The sequence below is a fragment of the Acidovorax sp. LjRoot66 genome (genome assembly GCF_964253305.1).
In the GTDB taxonomy this organism is placed as follows: domain Bacteria; phylum Pseudomonadota; class Gammaproteobacteria; order Burkholderiales; family Burkholderiaceae_C; genus Acidovorax.
This window is the reverse complement of record NZ_CAXUQU020000001.1, coordinates 2,610,411-2,627,324: the sequence shown is the minus strand read 5'-3', so window position 1 is coordinate 2,627,324 and position 16,914 is coordinate 2,610,411. Positions and strand designations below refer to the sequence as shown.

General features: G+C 67.1%; 15 protein-coding genes. 6 read left to right on the top strand and 9 right to left on the bottom strand.

Annotated features, from left to right (window positions below; all coding sequences use genetic code 11):
- Nucleotides 1-172 precede the first annotated feature (172 nt).
- Nucleotides 173-1,816 carry a 3-(methylthio)propionyl-CoA ligase gene (locus ACSQ3Y_RS12125; RefSeq protein ID WP_436177427.1) on the bottom strand — a complete coding sequence of 548 codons (1,644 nt, stop codon included), beginning with the start codon at nucleotides 1,814-1,816 and terminating at the stop codon, nucleotides 173-175.
- Between the two features lie 216 nt (nucleotides 1,817-2,032).
- Between ACSQ3Y_RS12125 and ACSQ3Y_RS12120 the strand changes: the two genes are divergently transcribed.
- Complete coding sequence (locus ACSQ3Y_RS12120) at nucleotides 2,033-2,719, top strand: Crp/Fnr family transcriptional regulator (protein WP_436177426.1); 687 nt, start codon at nucleotides 2,033-2,035, stop codon at nucleotides 2,717-2,719.
- A 34-nt stretch (nucleotides 2,720-2,753) separates the two neighbouring features.
- Here ACSQ3Y_RS12120 and ACSQ3Y_RS12115 read toward each other — a convergent pair whose 3' ends face one another.
- Nucleotides 2,754-4,460 carry a carboxylesterase/lipase family protein gene (locus ACSQ3Y_RS12115; protein ID WP_436177425.1) on the bottom strand — a complete coding sequence of 569 codons (1,707 nt, stop codon included), beginning with the start codon at nucleotides 4,458-4,460 and terminating at the stop codon, nucleotides 2,754-2,756.
- Nucleotides 4,461-4,653: 193 nt separating this feature from the next.
- On the opposite strand from ACSQ3Y_RS12115, the gene ACSQ3Y_RS12110 reads away from it, so the two are divergent.
- A complete protein-coding gene (locus ACSQ3Y_RS12110) occupies nucleotides 4,654-5,673 on the top strand; it encodes an AraC family transcriptional regulator (RefSeq protein WP_436177424.1) in 1,020 nt (339 codons plus the stop codon).
- A gap of 28 nt (nucleotides 5,674-5,701) precedes the next feature.
- Here the strand turns inward: ACSQ3Y_RS12110 and ACSQ3Y_RS12105 are convergent, their stop codons facing one another.
- The 7 genes from ACSQ3Y_RS12105 to ACSQ3Y_RS12075 form a co-directional block, all read right to left on the bottom strand.
- Nucleotides 5,702-6,169, bottom strand: coding sequence for a hypothetical protein (locus ACSQ3Y_RS12105; RefSeq protein ID WP_057205943.1), 468 nt, complete (start codon nucleotides 6,167-6,169; stop codon nucleotides 5,702-5,704).
- Between the two features lie 269 nt (nucleotides 6,170-6,438).
- On the bottom strand, nucleotides 6,439-6,717 hold the full coding sequence (locus ACSQ3Y_RS12100) for a hypothetical protein (RefSeq protein ID WP_436177423.1): 279 nt from the start codon (nucleotides 6,715-6,717) through the stop codon (nucleotides 6,439-6,441).
- 23 nt (nucleotides 6,718-6,740) lie between these two features.
- Nucleotides 6,741-7,046 carry a hypothetical protein gene (locus ACSQ3Y_RS12095; RefSeq protein ID WP_057205941.1) on the bottom strand — a complete coding sequence of 102 codons (306 nt, stop codon included), beginning with the start codon at nucleotides 7,044-7,046 and terminating at the stop codon, nucleotides 6,741-6,743.
- A gap of 98 nt (nucleotides 7,047-7,144) precedes the next feature.
- Complete coding sequence (locus ACSQ3Y_RS12090) at nucleotides 7,145-7,870, bottom strand: GGDEF domain-containing protein (RefSeq protein ID WP_057205940.1); 726 nt, start codon at nucleotides 7,868-7,870, stop codon at nucleotides 7,145-7,147.
- A gap of 9 nt (nucleotides 7,871-7,879) precedes the next feature.
- Nucleotides 7,880-8,269 (bottom strand): DUF1987 domain-containing protein, encoded by a 390-nt coding sequence (locus ACSQ3Y_RS12085; RefSeq protein WP_057269507.1) that lies wholly within the window; start codon nucleotides 8,267-8,269, stop codon nucleotides 7,880-7,882.
- Nucleotides 8,270-8,277: 8 nt separating this feature from the next.
- Nucleotides 8,278-9,537 carry a SpoIIE family protein phosphatase gene (locus ACSQ3Y_RS12080; protein WP_057269508.1) on the bottom strand — a complete coding sequence of 420 codons (1,260 nt, stop codon included), beginning with the start codon at nucleotides 9,535-9,537 and terminating at the stop codon, nucleotides 8,278-8,280.
- Nucleotides 9,538-9,630: 93 nt separating this feature from the next.
- Nucleotides 9,631-11,961 carry an EAL domain-containing protein gene (locus ACSQ3Y_RS12075; RefSeq protein WP_436177422.1) on the bottom strand — a complete coding sequence of 777 codons (2,331 nt, stop codon included), beginning with the start codon at nucleotides 11,959-11,961 and terminating at the stop codon, nucleotides 9,631-9,633.
- 241 nt (nucleotides 11,962-12,202) lie between these two features.
- Here ACSQ3Y_RS12075 and ACSQ3Y_RS12070 point away from each other — a divergent pair, with 241 nt between their 5' ends.
- The 4 genes from ACSQ3Y_RS12070 to ACSQ3Y_RS12055 are packed head-to-tail and all read left to right on the top strand — an operon-like array spanning nucleotide 12,203 to nucleotide 16,842.
- Entirely contained in the window at nucleotides 12,203-13,327 is a 1,125-nt protein-coding gene (locus tag ACSQ3Y_RS12070; RefSeq protein WP_436177421.1) for a hypothetical protein, read from the top strand.
- A gap of 10 nt (nucleotides 13,328-13,337) precedes the next feature.
- Nucleotides 13,338-14,573 (top strand): toxic anion resistance protein, encoded by a 1,236-nt coding sequence (locus tag ACSQ3Y_RS12065; protein ID WP_436177420.1) that lies wholly within the window; start codon nucleotides 13,338-13,340, stop codon nucleotides 14,571-14,573.
- Nucleotides 14,570-16,162: a substrate-binding domain-containing protein gene (locus ACSQ3Y_RS12060; protein ID WP_436177419.1), complete on the top strand. Its 1,593-nt coding sequence runs from the start codon at nucleotides 14,570-14,572 to the stop codon at nucleotides 16,160-16,162. Before ACSQ3Y_RS12065 ends, ACSQ3Y_RS12060 begins: the two co-directional genes overlap by 4 nt.
- On the top strand, nucleotides 16,162-16,842 hold the full coding sequence (locus ACSQ3Y_RS12055; RefSeq protein WP_436177418.1) for a hypothetical protein: 681 nt from the start codon (nucleotides 16,162-16,164) through the stop codon (nucleotides 16,840-16,842). Before ACSQ3Y_RS12060 ends, ACSQ3Y_RS12055 begins: the two co-directional genes overlap by 1 nt.
- Nucleotides 16,843-16,914 lie beyond the last annotated feature (72 nt).

Here is a 16,914-nt window from a genome sequence, read left to right as displayed (position 1 = left end):
AAATCGACACGACGCAGCGTACCGCGTTGCAACACGACGCCCCTCAGGGATTGCCCCTACCGGCGTCGCCCACGTGACTGGCGGGCACTCCCCCGAGCGCCGCACCAGCCTGGGGCAGCGCTGACAACAGCCCTCGCGACCCTCGCGAAGACCTGTCCAGCGCAGCCCCGGATCACAGGCCCGGAAGCCTGTAATCCTTGAGTTGCTCACGCAACTTTGTCTTGAGCATCTTGCCCGTGGCACCGATCGGAATCGCCTCCACGAACACCACGTCATCCGGGATCTGCCACTTGGCCGTCTTGCCCTCGAAGAAGGCCAGCAGCTCCTCGCGCGTGACCTCGATGCCCGGGCGCTTGACCACGGCCACGATGGGGCGCTCATCCCACTTGGGGTGCGGCATGCCCACGCACGCGGCCATGGCGATGGCCGGGTGGGCCATGGCGATGTTCTCGATGTCGATGGAGCTGATCCACTCGCCGCCGGACTTGATCACATCCTTGCTGCGGTCGGTGATCTGCATGAAGCCGTCGGCATCGATGGTGGCCACGTCGCCGGTCGGGAACCAGCCGCGGCCCTGCGCATCCTTGACCAGCGGGTGGCCGCCCTCGCCCTTGAAGTAGCTGTCCACGATCCACGGGCCCTTGACCAGCAGGTCGCCGTAGGTCTTGCCATCCCACGGCAACTCTTCACCGTCGGCGCCGACGATCTTCATGTCCACGCCATAAATGGCGCGGCCCTGCTTGAGCAGCACCTTCATCTGCTCTTCCTTGGGCAGCGCCAGGTGCTTGTTCTTCAGGGTGCACAGGGTGCCCAGCGGGCTCATCTCGGTCATGCCCCAGGCGTGCAGCACTTCGACGCCGAAGTCTTCCTTGAAGGCGTGGATCATCGCGGGCGGGCAGGCCGAGCCGCCGATGACGGTGCGCTTGAGGGTGGAGAACTTCAGGCCCGCAGGCTTCATGTGGCCGAGCATCATCTGCCACACCGTGGGCACACCGGCGGCGTAGGTGACCTTCTCGGACTCGATGAGTTCGTAGATCGACTTGCCGTCCATGGCCGGGCCGGGGAACACCAGCTTGCAGCCAGTGAGCGCGGCCGAATACGGGATGCCCCAGGCGTTGACGTGGAACATGGGCACCACCGGCAGCACCGAGTCGCGGGCCGACAGGCACATCACGTCGGGCAGCGCAGCGGCGTAGGCATGCAGCGTGGTCGAGCGGTGGCTGTACAGCGCCGCCTTGGGATTGCCCGTGGTGCCGCTGGTGTAGCACATGCTCGATGCGGAGTTCTCGTCGAACTCGGGCCAGGCGTAGTCGGGCGAGTGGGCACCGATCCAGGCCTCGTAGCTCGTGAGGCCGGGGATGCCCGAATCCGCAGGCAGCTTGTCGGCGTCGCACAGCGCCACCCATTTCTTCACCGTGGGGCACTTGGCGTGCACCGCCTGCACCAGGGGCAGGAAGGTCATGTCAAAGCACAGCACCTGGTCTTCGGCATGGTTGGCGATCCAGGCGATCTGCTCGGGGTGCAGGCGCGGGTTGATGGTGTGCAGCACGCGGCCCGAGCCGGAGACGCCGAAGTACATCTCCATGTGGCGATAGCCATTCCAGGCCAGCGTGGCCACGCGGTCGCTTAACTGCAGGCCCAACCCGTCGAGCGCATTGGCCAGGCGGCGCGCGCGCTGACCCAGGTCCTTGTAGGTATAGCGGTGGATGTCGCCCTCCACGCGCCGCGAGACGATTTCGGCGTCGCCATGGTGGCGTTCGGCGAACTCGATCAGCGACGAGATCAACAGGGGTTGGCTCTGCATCAGGCCCAGCATGTGTGCTCCTTGAATGTTGTGGTGAAGTGGGCAATCATCGTAACGCGCGCTGGCCTGCTGCGGGGTCTCCGAAGCGCCCCTTTCGGCTGCGTGCCACGCGGGCTTCCTGGCTGCGCAGTGTGCGGCGTGGGCCGCTTGGCGCCAACACCTGTCGCCCGCCCGACAAAGGCCAAGGGATTACCCTGCATGCCGCTGTGCGCTGCGAGAATTGGCCGCATGCTCTGCCTCGCCCCGCACGCCCAGCGCTTCATCACCGCCCAGCCCTGGTTCGCCGGTCTGCCGGCGGCCATGCAGGAGCGCGTGCGCACCGAGGTGTGCGAGCACAGCGGCGACAAGGGCGAGGTGATGATGCCCGCCGGCAGCGCCGTGCAGGGCTGGCATGCCGTGCTCTCGGGCCTGGTGATGCTGCAGAGCCCCGCCAGCCGCGGCCGCGCGTCGGCCTTCATCGGCGTGCCCGATGGCGAGTGGTTCGGCGAGGGCTCGGCCATGAAGCCCGAGCCCCGCAGGTACCACGTGGTGGCCTTGCGCCCTACCCGCCTCATGTGCCTGCCGCTACCGGTCTTTGCCGCATTGCGCGAGACCAGCCTGGCCTTCAACCAGTTCCTGGTGCTGCACCTGAACATGCGGCTCGGACAGGCCATGACCATCATCGAGGCCGGCCGCACGCAGACCACCGAGCACCGCGTGGCGCTGTACCTGAGCCGCCTGTTCTGGCCCAGCACGCGCCGGCTCAATCTGACGCAGGACGAGCTGGGCCAGCTCGTGGGCCTGTCGCGCCAGACGGTCAACCGCGTGCTGCGCTCGCTCGAAGGCATGGGCATCGTGTCGCTGGATTTCGGTAAGGTGGCCATCGTGGACGACGATGCGCTCGGCGCATACCTCGCCGCCACGGCGGCTGCATGAAAGGACATGGGAAAGGACATCAAGGCCTTGGGCTTTACTGAAGGCCCAGGCGCGTGGCCTTCTGGTCGGCGTCGAAGATGAACTTGCGCGGCCAGGGCTGCCACTCCTGGCCCAGGCCCGCATGGTTGGGGTTGCCGGTGTGCACGAAGGCACGCACGCTGTCCATCATCACGCCCGAGAGCGCCAGCCGGCCCGGCTGGTTGGCCGTGCTGTTGGCTGCCTTGGCCAGCAGCGAAGGGCCGAAGTTGCCGAACACGAAGGGCAGGTCAAAGCCATGGGCCGCTCCGTACACGTCGTTCCAGGGAGCGGGCTGCTGGGCCCAGTTGAACTGGTAGCTCCAGACGTTGGCCTGCTGCGTGCGCAGGGTATTGAGCAGGCTGTCGCGGCTCGGCTCGATGAATACGCTGCCCAGCAGCTTCATGCGCGCGTTGTAGCCCGTGGCAGGGGCTGTGACCGGCAGGTAGGAGGCATCGACGATGTCCGCCACCGTGAGCATGGTGGGCGCATCGGGGTTGAAGGCCTGCGTCATCGCGAAGCGCTCGGCGTCGCTGATCTTCATGCCCGGCTTGCCGCCCAGGAGGGTGAGGAACGGGGCGAAGAGCTTGGCCTCGTCGGCCGTGTAACCCGAGAGCACCGGCACCTTGTGGTAGCGGCCGGCCGCCATCTCAGCGATCGGGTCCACCGGCAGCACCACGCCATCGGGGATGGGGCCCGAGCCCGTGAGCCCGCTTTTCAGCACCGTCTGCAGCACCACGCGGCCGTCCTTGCCACGCAGGTAGCCGGCGGTCTGTGCAGGTGTCCAGCCAGCCACCAGCGCCGCAGCGGCTGCAGCATCGGGCGCCAGGCCATCGGCCAGCGCCAGGGCCGCCAGCAGCGCAGCCGACTGGCCCGCGTATTTGGAGGCCGGGTTCAGCGTGGGGATGGAGCCTGCAGGCAACTGGCTCGCCAGCGAGGTGCCACCGCTGATCGGCAGGGCCTTGTGGAACAGGCCCGCCGCCTGGGGCGAGGTGAGCAGCGCCAGCACGTTGCCTGCACCGGCCGACTGCCCCATCAGCGTGACGTTGCCCGCATTGCCGCCAAAGTTGCCGATATTGCGCTGGATGAACGACAGGGCCTGCACGTTGTCGAGCAGCGCGTAGTTGCCGGTATAGGCCTGCGTACCGGTATGCAGCTGCGGCATCTGGAAGAAGCCCAGCACGTCGAGCCGGTAGTTGGCCGTGACCACCACCGCGTTGGCCGAGCGGGCCAGAGCCGCCCCGTCATAGACCGGGTCGGCCGTGTAGCCCGAGATGGCGCTGCCGCCGTGCAGGAACAGCAGCACGGGCAGGTTGTCCTGCGTGGTCGCAGGGCGCCAGATGTTCAGCGTCAGGCAGTCCTCGTTGCCCACGGGCGTGCCCAGGGTCTGGCCGATGCTGTCGTCAAAGCGGTTGTTGGCCCCGGGGCCATACAGGCGCCCCATCTGCAGGCAGGCATTGCCAAAGCGCGTGGCATCGCGCTCGCCGCTCCAGGCCACAGGCGCCACGGGGGGCTGCCAGCGAAGCTCGCCAACGGGGGGCCGGGCAAAGGGGATGCCCTTCCACGAATAGGTGCCCGTGGTGGCGCTGGCATCCACGCCGCGCACTGAGCCGTACGCGGTCTCACGCACCTCGGGCGCAGTGCCCGAACCACCGCCACAGCCGGCCACCGCCAGCACGGAAAGGACTGCTCCCAGGCATTGCATACGCCAGCGCACATCGACCATGTCTTGTCTCCTTTGGGGTTTTTTCAAAACGGGTCGGGCCTCTGTGTACAGTAACGTGACGCCAGGGCACAACCTCGACGCCGATTGTGGAAAGGAGCAGGCCTTTCGCTACTATCGCAACCTTGCCAAAACACTGACTTCAGCTCCCACCTCGCGTAAACCCTGAGCCCACCGTGACCTCGATCGCAACCCGATGACCCCCCGCACAAGTTCCGCCGCCTGGGTGCGCGGCACCACCGACATGATGGCCGCCGAGGGCCTGCCCGTGGCCGAGCTGTGCAGCGAGGCCGGCATCGACCTGGCGGCGCTGCAGCAGCCCCATGCGCGCGTGGATGTGGACCGGATCAGCCAACTGTGGGAGCTGGCCGTGGCGCGCTCCGGCAAGCTGGACCTGGGGCTGTGCCCCCAGCTCACCGCGCGCTATGGCAACGTGGACGTGGTGGGCTACGCGCTTGCATCGGGCCCGAACCTCATGGTCGGCTTTCAGCACCTCACGCGCCACATGGCGGTGATATCCGACTGCACCGCGTTCGAGCTGGAGCGCGAAGCGCGCGGCTACTGGTTCTCCATCGCGCACATCGGCGGTACGCGCCCGGTTCCGCGCCAGCGGGTCGAATACGCGCTGCTCACCCTGTTCACGCTGTGCGGCTGGCTCACGCGCCGCGAGCTCAAGCCCATCGCCGTGGAACTGACCACGCCGCAGCCGGCGCCTGGCAGCGAGGCACGCTACGAAAAAGCCTTCGGCCTGCTGCCCCGCTTCGCGCAGCCGGCCAGCCGCATCCTGCTGGCCGAGGCCGACATGCTGGCCGACATCCCCACGCACAACCCGAGCCTGTGGGCCATGCACGAGCGGCTGGTGGAGACCGAGCTTGATCACCTGGGCCACTCGCTGGCGAGCACGCGCGTGCGCGCTGAGGTGGCGCGCATCCTGCACAAGGGCGAGCCACGCCGCGACGACATCGCCGCGCGCCTGAACATGACCGACCGCACCCTGCAACGCCGGCTGCAGGCCGAATCGGCCACCTACCAGCAACTGCTGGACGACACGCGCTGCGAACTCGCACGCCAGTACCTGGCCGACCCGCGCCGCAACCTGACCGAAGTGGCCGACCTGCTGGGTTTTGCCGACCAGAGCAACATGTTCCGCGCCTGCAAGCGCTGGTTCGGCATGCCGCCCGGGCAGTACCGGGCGCAGCTGCAACAGGGGGTCTGACAGCTGCACCCGGAACGCACCCCAACGCTCAGGCGTCTTCCGGAATCAGCCCCTTGCTGTTGAACGCGATCTGGCCGTACATGAGTTCATAGACCAGTTGCTTGATCTCGATCTGGTTGAAAGGATCACCCTCCTTGAAACTGGCTTCCCACTCCCGCGTGCCCTCGTCGTTGAGCACCACCGCGTCGGGGCGCAGGCGCACCGCAAAGATGGGCAACCGGGTTCCGGTAAGAGGATTGAGCGTGAGAAACAAGACCCGGCCCCACACCGCCTCGGCACCATCGCTGCAGATCAGCAGGTAAGGCGACGATTCACCCGAGGGCGTGGTGATCACCACGTCCTGCCCCACATCGGCCACGAAGAAGCCCACATCGGGCAAGCCGCTGGCCTGCTTGAGCGAGGCAAGAAACGCGGTATACGCCTGCCGGATTTCATGGCAGTCGCGCGCCCTGCGCAAGGCAGTCTGGCTGTTGGAAGGCATCTTCTCTGTGAACATAGGCAATCTCCGGTAGATCACCGACCGTGGCAGGTGGGGAGGCTGCGGTCAAGAAAATTAAGACCATCGCACAGGCCGCCCTGGGCCAGCGCGAGGGAGTCGGCGCCTCAGAGGCTGGGAGTTTTTTGGCCGTGTCCGAATGGCGCGTCAAAACGCACTGGATCTAGGCGCAAAGCACAGCCATAGCTCGGGCTATGGCGAGCATTTGCAACGACGAGCCGGGGTGTTTTGGCGTGCAAGGCGGGCATGGACGAAAGACTCTTAGCCTCTCAGCCCTTGTGGCCCGGCACCATCTGGATGGTGGCCAGCCCCACCTGGCGGCGCGGTACCAGCCAGTGCACCCACAGGCCCCGCAGCCAGGCCAGGGTGAAGACCACCGCCAGCGCCAGCACACCCCAGTGCTGGGCCTGCCAGGCGATGTACAACGCAAATGGCTGCGCCATCAGCCCGGCCAGGCAGGCGAGACGGCGCGCAGGCTCATGCGCGGACTGGGACAGCCACACGGCCACGGCGCCGAGCACTGCGATGGCCCATTGATCGAGCGTCATGCCAGCGATCTCTGCGCCCGGCATCAGGCCAGGCGCACTTCGAAGTACGCGCCATCGACCTCGCCCAGGCCCTGGTAGCCGGCCTCGCGGGCGGCATTGGCCGCCTTCGTCCACTGGCCGGCCATGGCCAGGTCCTCGGCGCTGACATCATTGCCGTCAGACTCTTCCAGTTGCATCACGGCACGCAGCGCATCGGCCACCACGTCGGGGCCGCCCAGCTTGCGCTCCAGCACACGCAGGTAGCGGGCCTCGGCAGCTGTGCGCTCCTTGGCCGGCAGTTCAGGGTAGTCGCGCAGGGCGACGCTGTAGGTGGTTTCGATGGTGTCCATGGGTGGCTCCTTCTAGATACTGTAAAAATATACAGTATTTCAAAGACAAATGCACCCATGGCGGGCCGGTGTGGCGGCAATGCACCACGCGCAGTGCCTCAGGCCACGGCCATGGCAGCGCGGGCCACCTGGTTGCGCCCAGCCCGCTTGGCCTGGTACAGGGCCTCGTCGGCACTGCCGTAGGCCGCGTCGAAGCTGCTGCCACGCTCGTGCCAGCTCACGCCAAAGCTGGCGGTCACACGGCTGCCGTCCGGCAGCTGGAAATCATGGGCCGCAATCGCCCGGCGCATGCCTTCGGCGGCGTGGCCGGCAGACTCGAGCGAGAGACCGGGCAGCAACGCCGTGAACTCCTCCCCGCCCACGCGCCCGATCTGGGCGATGGAGGGTGCCACGCCCTTGAGGCAATCCACCACGCCGCAGATCACCGTGTCGCCCACCGGATGGCCGAACGAATCGTTGACGCGCTTGAAATGGTCGATGTCGAGCACGATCAGCGCCAGGCTGTCGCTGGCGAGGTAGCGGTTGGAGCGCTCGATGATGGCCGCACGGTTGAGCACGCCGGTGAGCGGGTCGTGCGTGGCGCGGTACTCCAGTTGACCGGTGAGGTCCTGCAGGCGCTGGTTGAGCTGGTTCATCTCCAGCTCGGCCCGGTCGCTGCGCCGCACCATGCGGCGCGTTTCGCGCAGCAGGCGCTCGTAGGAGGTCAGGAGCTCGCCCAGGGCATGGCGGTGCAGCCCCGGGGAGCCGGCCGCATCATCGAAGGCCAGGCGGGCCGCGAGCAAGGCACGGCTTTCGGCGTCGAACAGGTCAGGTGCTTCGGACATCGAAACCCGTCACGCCGATTTCACGGCGTGGTTGACGAACTGGATGGCCGTGAAGTCGTCCTTGAGCTCCTGGCCGAATTCGAAGATCGTGTCGTCCTCTTCATCGTGGAACCAGTTGAGCACCACCTGGTTACCCGCCTCGGCGGCATCGCTGAGCAGGCCGACCAGGTTGAACAGCATCTTGGTGCTGGAGCTGTTGAAATACGCCAGGGCAATGCTGACCTGGATCTTCTGGTCGCTGCGGGCGCCCAGGTAAGCCTGCAGCTGGCGCAGGATGTCGCCATAGAACGCGGCGGCATTCTCGGGGTACGACTCGCCGCGCAGGCTGAGCGTGTTCTCGTCGAACTTGAAGTCCACTTCCGGCGAGCTGGGTGTGGGGGGTATGTAGAGGTTGTCCATCCGGGATTTCAGGGTGTGGGGCCGGGGGTGTGAACCTGGGCCCGAAAACAGAAGAATGTCAGGTCATCGCGGCGCTGGTGGCTGCCTTGCCAATCCTGCAGCGCCTGCTGCATGGCGGCATTCAGTTGCGCGGGGGTCTGCTCGCGCTGGGCGACGATCACCTCCTGGATGCGGCGCTTGCCGAAAGTGATGGCCTTGGGGCCACCCACCTGGTCGATCAGGCCATCGGTAGTCACGAACACCAGGCTGCCAGGCGCCAGGGCCACCTTCTGGTTGGTCCAGGTGTGGTCGAAGTCACTGTCCACGTAGCCCACGCCCTTGCGCTCGCCAGCCACCACCTGCACCGCTTGCGCACCGGGGGCCAGCACGAAGAGCGAAAGGTTCGCGCCGGCAAAACGCAGCTCGCGCGTGGCAGGCTGGTACCAGAAGCAAGCGGCGTCCATGCCGTCGTCGGATCCCGGTGTGTCGTCCTGGCCGTCCATCTGGCCGAGCATCTGCTTGATGCTGCGGTTGACGCTGGAGAGCAGTTGCGCAGGATCGCGCGGCCCGTACTGCTCGATGGCCTTGCCCAGGGTGCTCGATGCGATCAGCGTCATGAAGGCGCCCGGCACGCCGTGGCCGGTGCAGTCGGCCACCATGGCGAACCAGCCGTCGGGCATGGCAGTGAACTGGTAGAAGTCGCCGCCCACCACGTCGCGCGGCTCCCATACCAGGTCGGCATCGGCCTGTGCCTGCACCAGGGCATCGCGCGATGCACGCAGCATGGAACGCTGGATCACGCTGGCGTACTCGATGCTGTGCATCACCTGGCGGTTGCGCGCGGCCTGCAGTTCGGCCACCACGCGCATCAGCTGCAGGCCATGGCCCACGCCGACGAAAGCGCCTTCGCGGGCGACGATGAAGCCGTCCGACAGCGCCTTCTCGCCGTATTCCACGGTCTTGAAGGTCAGTTCCTCGATGCCCATCTCGGCGTCGACGATCAGCGGCGCCTTGTCCATGAAGGCGATGCAGTTCTTGCGCCCGTAGATTTCCCAGCGGTAGGGCTTGCTCATCTCGGACATGAAGATGTCGCGGTTGATCAGGCCAATGGGGCGCCCGCCCTCCACGACCGGCAGGCTGATCAGGTCCTTGTGTTCGCTGAAGATCTCCATGACCTTTTCATTGGTCTCTTCCACCGCCATAAAGGGCACCTCGGTGCACATGTCTCCAGCGCTGGGCTGGCGAAAACGCGGGCGGCAGTCGTGCAGATAGGCGGGGAGTTCGGACATGAAGAGGGTGACCCATGCGGCAGGGAATGACACCAGAGCTTACAAGTCGCATATTGCGATTGCGTGACAAAAAGCCCTGGCCTGGGCGCCATGTCATTCACCTGGCGCCATGCGCGGCACCAGGCGGCCATGCCCTGCCTGCCATCGGCCGGCCAGGGCACGGGCCGGCGCCACCGGCGTGGCGGAGCGCGGATCGCGGCGCACCAGTTGCTGCAGGTACTGTGTCAGCGGCATGGGCCTGGCAATGCCAAAGCCCTGCACATAGTCCACGCCGTAGGCCGCCAGCAGCGACCGCTGGGCCGGCGTCTCGACAAACTCGGCAATGGTCGTGAGCCCCATGGTGCGGGCCACGTCGCAGATGGCCAGCACGATGCGCTGATCGACCCGCGAGGAGAGCACGTCGCGCACGAAGCTGCCGTCGATCTTCACGAAATCGAGCGGCAGCGACTTGAGGTAGTCGAAGGTGGCGAGGCCCGTGCCGAAATCATCGAGCGAGGTGCGCGCCCCCATGGCGCGCAGGCTGGCCAGCAGGTCCACCGCGCGGCTGCGCTGCACGATGCCGGCGGTCTCCGTGACCTCGAAGCAGAACATTGCGGGGTCGAGCCCGCTGGTGGCCAGGCACTGGTCGATGTGGGCCAGCAGCCGCGGGTCCGACACCGACGAGCCCGACAGGTTGATGGCCACCTTGCCCAGGTCCCTGTGGGTGATGCCATGGGCCACGAGGGCCGCGAACACCTGCGTGATGACCCACCGGTCCACCTGGGGCATGAGCCCATAGCGTTCGGCCAGAGGCAGGAACTCCCCAGGCAGGTGGTTCGATCCATTGCCCGACGCCCAGCGCAGCAGCACCTCGACCCCCAGGTCGCCATCGTGGTCGCCGTGCGCCGAGCGGATGGGCTGGCAGGCCAGCCACAGGCCACTGGTCTCGGGGTTGCCAGCCGGCAGGCGCAGCGCGTCCTTGAGCGCCTCGACCTGCGAAAGCTGCCCTCGGCGGATGCGCATCAGGTGGCCCGGCGCCAAGTCACCGCCGTGCGCATGGCGCTCGCTCAATGCGGGATCGCCGTCCACCTCGCACAGCAGCATCAGTGCCGCCAGGATGTCGTCGCCCAGGGCCTGCCCCTCGTCCAGCGGCAGCAGCCCGAGCGCGGCCTGGATGCGCACACTGTGCTCGGCAAAGACATAGCGGCGCCCGTCGAGCGCGGCGCGCAGCTGCAGCAGCCGCGCGTCCACATCCCCCCCTGCCAAAGGCACGGCCACCACGAAGAACCCATCGCGGGGCCGCGCGTAGATGCAGCTGCGGCCCCACTGGTTGCGCAGATAGATCGACATGTCCTGCTCGATCTCGCGCGTGCGGCCCAGGCCGATCAGGCCCACCACATGCTCCAGGTTGTGCAGGCTGATGCCAATCAGGTACAGGGGACCCGGCCCCGCCGCCTGGAGGGCCTTGAGCAGGCCGCGCTCATTGAGAAATCCCGTCAGGCCATCCTTGCTGGCGGCCTCGTGCAGGCTGCGCTCCATCTGCCGGCGATGCTCCATCGTCGCCGAGGCAAAGAAACTGAGTGCCGCCAGGCAGACCATGAGCACGGCCTGGTCCAGCACCGCCAGGTAGGGGCTTTGGCCGGCCACCAAAGGCGGGGCGAAGGCCAGCAGGGTCAGTGCCGAGAGCGCCGTGGTCAGGTGCACGAACAAGGGGCTGCCACGGTAGGCTGCCCAGGCCACCAGCAGAAAGACGATGTAGCGCGCCGACGGGCCCACGCCCATGCCTGCCAGGGAAGGGCCCCAGTGCGCAAGCGACATCACTGTCACCAGCCCAGCCAACCAGAAGGTCTGCCAGCGGGCCCAATGCAGCGGGCCTGCTCTCCAGCCGCCATCCAGGGCATGGGCGGCCAGCTCGGTCAGCCGGCAGAACAGCAGGATGCCGAACACCTCGGACATGCCCATGACCCCCGCCACGCGCAGGACACCGCCCGGCTGCTCGCCCGGCGTGAGCAAAAACTGCCAGCTGCCCAACGCCGTGAGGACCGCCGCCCCTGGCAGCACGGTCAGCGCGTGGAAGCGGATGGCTGTAGCGACCGGGTTGCGCTCGGCCTCGCTGCGCCGGTCACGCTGCACCAGCCACCACACCAGCGACACAGCGGCCACCAGGGCCACCACGCCGATCAGCGATTGCATCACGGGGATGCCATGCAGCGCATGCCACAAGGCCACCGCTGCCCCCAGGTACCACAGCATGCGCAGCCCATACGCCAGCACCAGCCCAATGGCGATGCCATCGGCCGGCCAGATGAGGCTCATGTCCAGGCTGCCAAACGCATAGGCCTGCGAGGCCTCGGCGACCAGCATCCACAGCAGTGCGCCCGCTAGGCCGCGCTTGTCGTCGAACGCCAGGGAATGGGAGGTTGCGGGAAAGGGTTGCGAAGGCATACGGGGCTTGCAGGAAGGAGCAACCTGCAAGTTGCCAGGTCACACGGCGGACCTACCCACCTTCGCAGGCCAATGTGACAGCAATGCGGCAAAGCCCGGTGTTTTCACGCAGTTCTTGCACCCTGGCACGCCCAGTTCGCACGCCCCAGGGCCTGCGCCCGCCACATCACTGCAATCAAACCGTCACAAATCCTCCCTAGCATCGTTGTCACAAACAACACGATCCAAGAGGCATCCACCGGTGGAAATCCGCAAGTTCGTCGCCCCGCTCCTCGCCGCCCTGTTGCTGGCCGGTGTCGCGGGGGGTATCTGGTTCTCCAACACCAGCGTGACCGGCGAACGCAATGCCCAGGAGGCTGCCCGCATCGAGCAGGCCCGGCAGGTCCAGGCGCGCGGCCTTATCGGCTCGGAGAAGGAGGCCTTCTTTGCCGACCCGCGCGTGCAGCAGGCCCTGGCCGCGCGCGGCATCACCGTGGTGATCGAGAAAGCCGGCTCGCGCGCCATTGCCGGACGCTACGACGCCAAGGCCTACGACTTCGGCTTTCCCTCCGGTGCACCCGCCGCCGCCCAGCTCAAGGCACAGGCCAAGGCCAGCGCGGTGTTCACGCCCTTCTACACCCCCATGGTGCTGGCCAGTTGGCGCCCCATCGCCGACATCCTGGTGGCCAACGGCATCGCCGAGCGCCAGGGCGACATCTATTACCTGGTGGACCTGCCGGCCCTGATGGACTTGATCGAGAAGGGCAAGCGCTGGCGTGACCTCAAGGGCAGCCAGGCGTTCTCGACCAACAAGTCGCTGCTGATCAGCTCCACCGATGTGCGCACCTCCAACAGCGCTGCCATGTACCTGGCGCTGGCCAGCTACCTGGCCAACAACCAGCAGATCGTGCAGAGCCAGGCCGATGTGGACCGGGTGCTGCCCACGGTGGCGCCGCTGTTCCTGCGCCAGGGTTTCCAGGAACAGTCCTCGTCCGGACCGTTCGAGGACTACCTGGCGCTGGGCATGGGCAAGGCACCGCTGCTCATGGCCTACGAGTCGCAGATGGTGGAGTTCTGGCTCAAGCACCCGAACAAGATCAAGAGCGACATGGTGCTCATGTACCCCAAGCCGACGGTATTTTCCAAACACGTGCTGGTGCCCTACACGCCCGCCGGCGCGCGCGTGGGCGAAGCGCTGGAGAACGACCCCGCCCTGCGCACACTGGCCAATGAGTATGGCTTTCGCACCGGTGGCGATACGCGCGGACCCGAAACCTGGGCCCAGCGCGGCATCGCGGTGCCCGAGGTGCTCGTCGACGTGATTGATCCGCCCAGCCATGAGTGGCTGGAGCGAATGATCGAGGCCATCGAAACCCGCTTCAAGTAAGGACTGCCTCATGACCGACACCATCTCCAGGCCCGATCCCCTGCAACCGCCCACCGCAACCGCAGCAGCGCAGGCCTTCGTGCTGGAGCCCCCTGCGCCGGTCGCGGCCGTGCCCATCGAATCGGCCAGCGGGCGCGTGCGCCTGAAACCCGAGGACGTGCAGGCCCTGGACACCCAGGTGCGCCAGTTCATCGACGACATCACGGTGAACGACAGCCAGCACCCCAAGTTCAAGGAAGCCGTGGAGCGCATCCATTCCATGGGCAACAAGGACATCGAGGCATCGGCCAGCGTGTCCAACCGCATGCTGGAGCGGCCCGTGCAGTCCATGCAGAACGGCCTGTTCGGCAAGGGCACGGAGATCGGCCAGGGTCTGATCGACCTGCGCCAGCAGATCGAGGAGCTCGACCCCTCGCGCCAGGGCGACCTTTTCTCGGTGCGCAAGCTGCTGGGCATCATCCCCATGGGCAGCAAGCTGGTGGCGTACTTCGACCGTTACCAGTCCTCGCAGGCGCATCTGAACGCGATCATCGAGACCCTCAAGCGCGGCAAGGACGAGCTGATGCGCGACAACGCCGCCATCGACCAGGAAAAGCAGAACCTGTGGTCGCTGATGGAGCGGCTCGAAAAGTACATCCACATCGGCAAGAAGCTCGACACCGAGCTGCAGGCCAAGGCCTACTCGCTGGACGCCGCAGACCCCGAGAAGGCCCGCGTGGTGCGCGAGGAGATGCTGTTCTACACGCGCCAGAAGGTCACCGACCTGCTCACGCAGATGAGCGTGAACATCCAGGGCTACCTGGCACTGGACATGATCCGCAAGAACAACCTGGAGCTGATGAAGGGCGTGGACCGCGCGACCACGACCACCATCTCGGCGCTGCGCACGGCGGTGATCGTGGCCCAGGCCCTGGCCAACCAGAAGCTGGTGCTCGACCAGATCAGCGCACTCAACACCACCACCGGCAACCTGATCGCATCCACCAGCGAGATGCTGCGCGACCAGAGCGCGGCCATCCACCAGCAGGCGGCCTCGGGCACCATCGACATCGCCAAGCTGCAGCAGGCCTTCCAGAACATCTACCAGACCATGGACACGATCGCCGACTTCAAGCTCAAGGCGCTGGACTCGATGCAGACCACGGTGAACACGCTGACCAGCGAAGTCGACAAATCGCGCGCCTACCTGGAACGTGCACGCGGCACGGCCGAGGCGGCCAGCGCCAGCACCGAGGTCCGGCTGTGAGCAGCCTGCGCCGCGCCTGGCGGCGGTTGGCGAGAGCCACCGGCCTGGCGCTGTGCATGGCCCTGGTCGCCTGTGGACAGCGCGAAGAGGCCGCACCGGCAAGCCCGGCCACAGGGCAGCAGGCGACGTTCAGTGTGCTCGCTGGCTCGGAGATCAAGGACATCGAACCCGCGCTGCTCAAGGCGGCAGCCGACGCCAACGTGCGCCTGCAGCTGTCCTACGCAGGTACGCTGGACATCGTGGAGCGCATCAACGCCGGAGAGCAGTTCGACGCCATCCTGCCGCCCAACGGCGCCTACCCGGCCCTGGCCCTTGCGGCCAAACCGCTGGCGCGCGAAAAGCTCTTTTACTCGCGCGTGGCTCTGGGCGTCAAGACGGCCAAGGCCGCCGCGCTGGGCTGGGACAGGCAGGCCCCAACCTGGGCCGACATCGCCAAAGCCGCAGGCGCCGGGCGCCTGCGCTACGCCATGACCAACCCGACGAGCTCCAACACCGGCATGAGCGCGCTGTTCGCCGTGGCCTCGGCCGTGGCCGGCAAGACCGAGGACCTGGACATCGCCGAGGTCAACACCCAGGTGCTGACCGCCTTCCTGTCGGGCCAGAAGCTCACGGCCGGCAGCTCGGGCTGGTTGGCCGAGGCCTTCTTGAAGGACCCCTCGGCGCTGGACGGCATGGTCAACTACGAGGCCGTGATCCTGCGCACCAACGAGAAGCTGGCCGCAGTAGACAGGCTCGCCCTCGTCTACCCCAAGGACGGCGTGATCTCCGCCGACTACCCGCTGATGCTGCTGCGCCCCGAGCAGCGCGGGGCCTATGACCGCCTGGTGGCCGCCCTCAAGGCGCCTGCGCTGCAGCGCCAACTGGCTGCCGATGCCTTCCTGCGCCCCACTGCGCCGGACATCGCCCTGCCCGCCAGCCTGCCCAGCGATGCGGTGGCGGAGCTGAGCTTTCCCAACCGGCTGGAAGTGATCGACGCAGTGCTCTCGGCCTACCAGGGCGAATGGCGCCGGCCCGCCACCTCGATATTCGTGCTGGACACCAGCGGATCGATGCAGGGCCCGCGCATCGACGCCATGCGCGAGGCCCTGAAGGTGCTGGCCGGCGGGCAGGCGAGCACGGCCAGCGCGCGCTACGCGCGCTTTCAAAGCCGCGAGCGGGTGGTGCTGCTGTCGTTCTCCGACACCGTGGGCGATCCGGTGCGGGTCAACTTCGAGCGCGCCTCGCTGGCAGGCAGCCAGGCCCAGGTCACCGCCTATGCCGATGCGTTGAGCGCCTCGGGTGGCACCGGCATCTATGCCGCCCTGCTGCAAGCCCAGGCCCTGGCCGCCAAAGAGCGCGCCAGCGACCCCGAGCGCTACGTGAGCATCGTGCTGCTCACCGACGGCGTGAACACCGATGGCCCGAACCTCGACGCCTTTCGCAACCGCATGGCCGGCAGCGGGCAGGCAACGCGCGTCTTCCCCATCCTGTTCGGCGAAGCCAGCAACGCGGACATGGGGGCCCTGGCCCAGCTCACGGGCGGGCGCGTGTTCGACGGGCGCAAGGCGGCGCTGGCGCTCGTCTTCAAGGAGATCCGGGGCTACCAGTGATGCCGGCCGCTTCCTCCACCGGCAAGGCCGCGCAGGGCCGCCGCCCGCTCAAGCTGCGGCTGCTGCTCACTCTGTACAGCAACGGCAACATCGCCGGCTGCGCGCTGGCGCTGCTCGGGCCGGTGCTGCTGTTCACGGGCGCCATCGGCCCTGGCTGGCTGTTCATTACCGCCGGGCTCTATGCGGGGGGCTGGCTGCTGGGCTGGGCCGGCCGCCAGGCGCCACAGATCGAGCGCCGCATCGAGGACACGCTCACAATCGAAGAGACGCTGGCCCAGCTGGACACCCTGGCCGCAGGCGTTGCGCCGCACCTCACGTCCGACATGAACGGCCACCTGCGCAGCGTGCGCACCTCCATTGCCGAGGTGCTGCCGCGGCTGCTCGGCGAGCGCAGCCACCACGACGCCAACCTGTTCACCGTGCGCGAGACGGTGCTGCGCTACCTGCCCGAGACACTGGCCAACTACGTGGCCCTGCCGCCCGCGTTTCGCACCACCCATGTGCTCACGGACGGCAAGACCGCGCGCCAGATCCTGGCCGACCAGTTGGCCCTGCTCGACGGCAAGATGCGCGAGATCGTGGCCAACGTCGCGGGCGCCGATGCGCAGGCGCTGCTGGCCAACGGCAAGTTCCTGGAGATGAAGTTCCAGCAGCCGGACTTCCTGGCGGGCATGGCCTGATAGCTGGATCGGAGCGGTCAAAAGGACATTGGCTGACAGGCCGCGCAGGCATCCTGCGCTACGCTGGCCGCG

Coding starts and splice junctions, on each gene's coding strand:
- ACSQ3Y_RS12125 (WP_436177427.1), bottom strand. CDS start 1,816: ATGCTGGGCCTGATGCAGAGCCAACCCCTGTTGATCTCGTCGCTGATC.
- ACSQ3Y_RS12120 (WP_436177426.1), top strand. CDS start 2,033: ATGCTCTGCCTCGCCCCGCACGCCCAGCGCTTCATCACCGCCCAGCCC.
- ACSQ3Y_RS12115 (WP_436177425.1), bottom strand. CDS start 4,460: ATGGTCGATGTGCGCTGGCGTATGCAATGCCTGGGAGCAGTCCTTTCC.
- ACSQ3Y_RS12110 (WP_436177424.1), top strand. CDS start 4,654: ATGACCCCCCGCACAAGTTCCGCCGCCTGGGTGCGCGGCACCACCGAC.
- ACSQ3Y_RS12105 (WP_057205943.1), bottom strand. CDS start 6,169: ATGTTCACAGAGAAGATGCCTTCCAACAGCCAGACTGCCTTGCGCAGG.
- ACSQ3Y_RS12100 (WP_436177423.1), bottom strand. CDS start 6,717: ATGACGCTCGATCAATGGGCCATCGCAGTGCTCGGCGCCGTGGCCGTG.
- ACSQ3Y_RS12095 (WP_057205941.1), bottom strand. CDS start 7,046: ATGGACACCATCGAAACCACCTACAGCGTCGCCCTGCGCGACTACCCT.
- ACSQ3Y_RS12090 (WP_057205940.1), bottom strand. CDS start 7,870: ATGTCCGAAGCACCTGACCTGTTCGACGCCGAAAGCCGTGCCTTGCTC.
- ACSQ3Y_RS12085 (WP_057269507.1), bottom strand. CDS start 8,269: ATGGACAACCTCTACATACCCCCCACACCCAGCTCGCCGGAAGTGGAC.
- ACSQ3Y_RS12080 (WP_057269508.1), bottom strand. CDS start 9,537: ATGTCCGAACTCCCCGCCTATCTGCACGACTGCCGCCCGCGTTTTCGC.
- ACSQ3Y_RS12075 (WP_436177422.1), bottom strand. CDS start 11,961: ATGCCTTCGCAACCCTTTCCCGCAACCTCCCATTCCCTGGCGTTCGAC.
- ACSQ3Y_RS12065 (WP_436177420.1), top strand. CDS start 13,338: ATGACCGACACCATCTCCAGGCCCGATCCCCTGCAACCGCCCACCGCA.
- ACSQ3Y_RS12055 (WP_436177418.1), top strand. CDS start 16,162: ATGCCGGCCGCTTCCTCCACCGGCAAGGCCGCGCAGGGCCGCCGCCCG.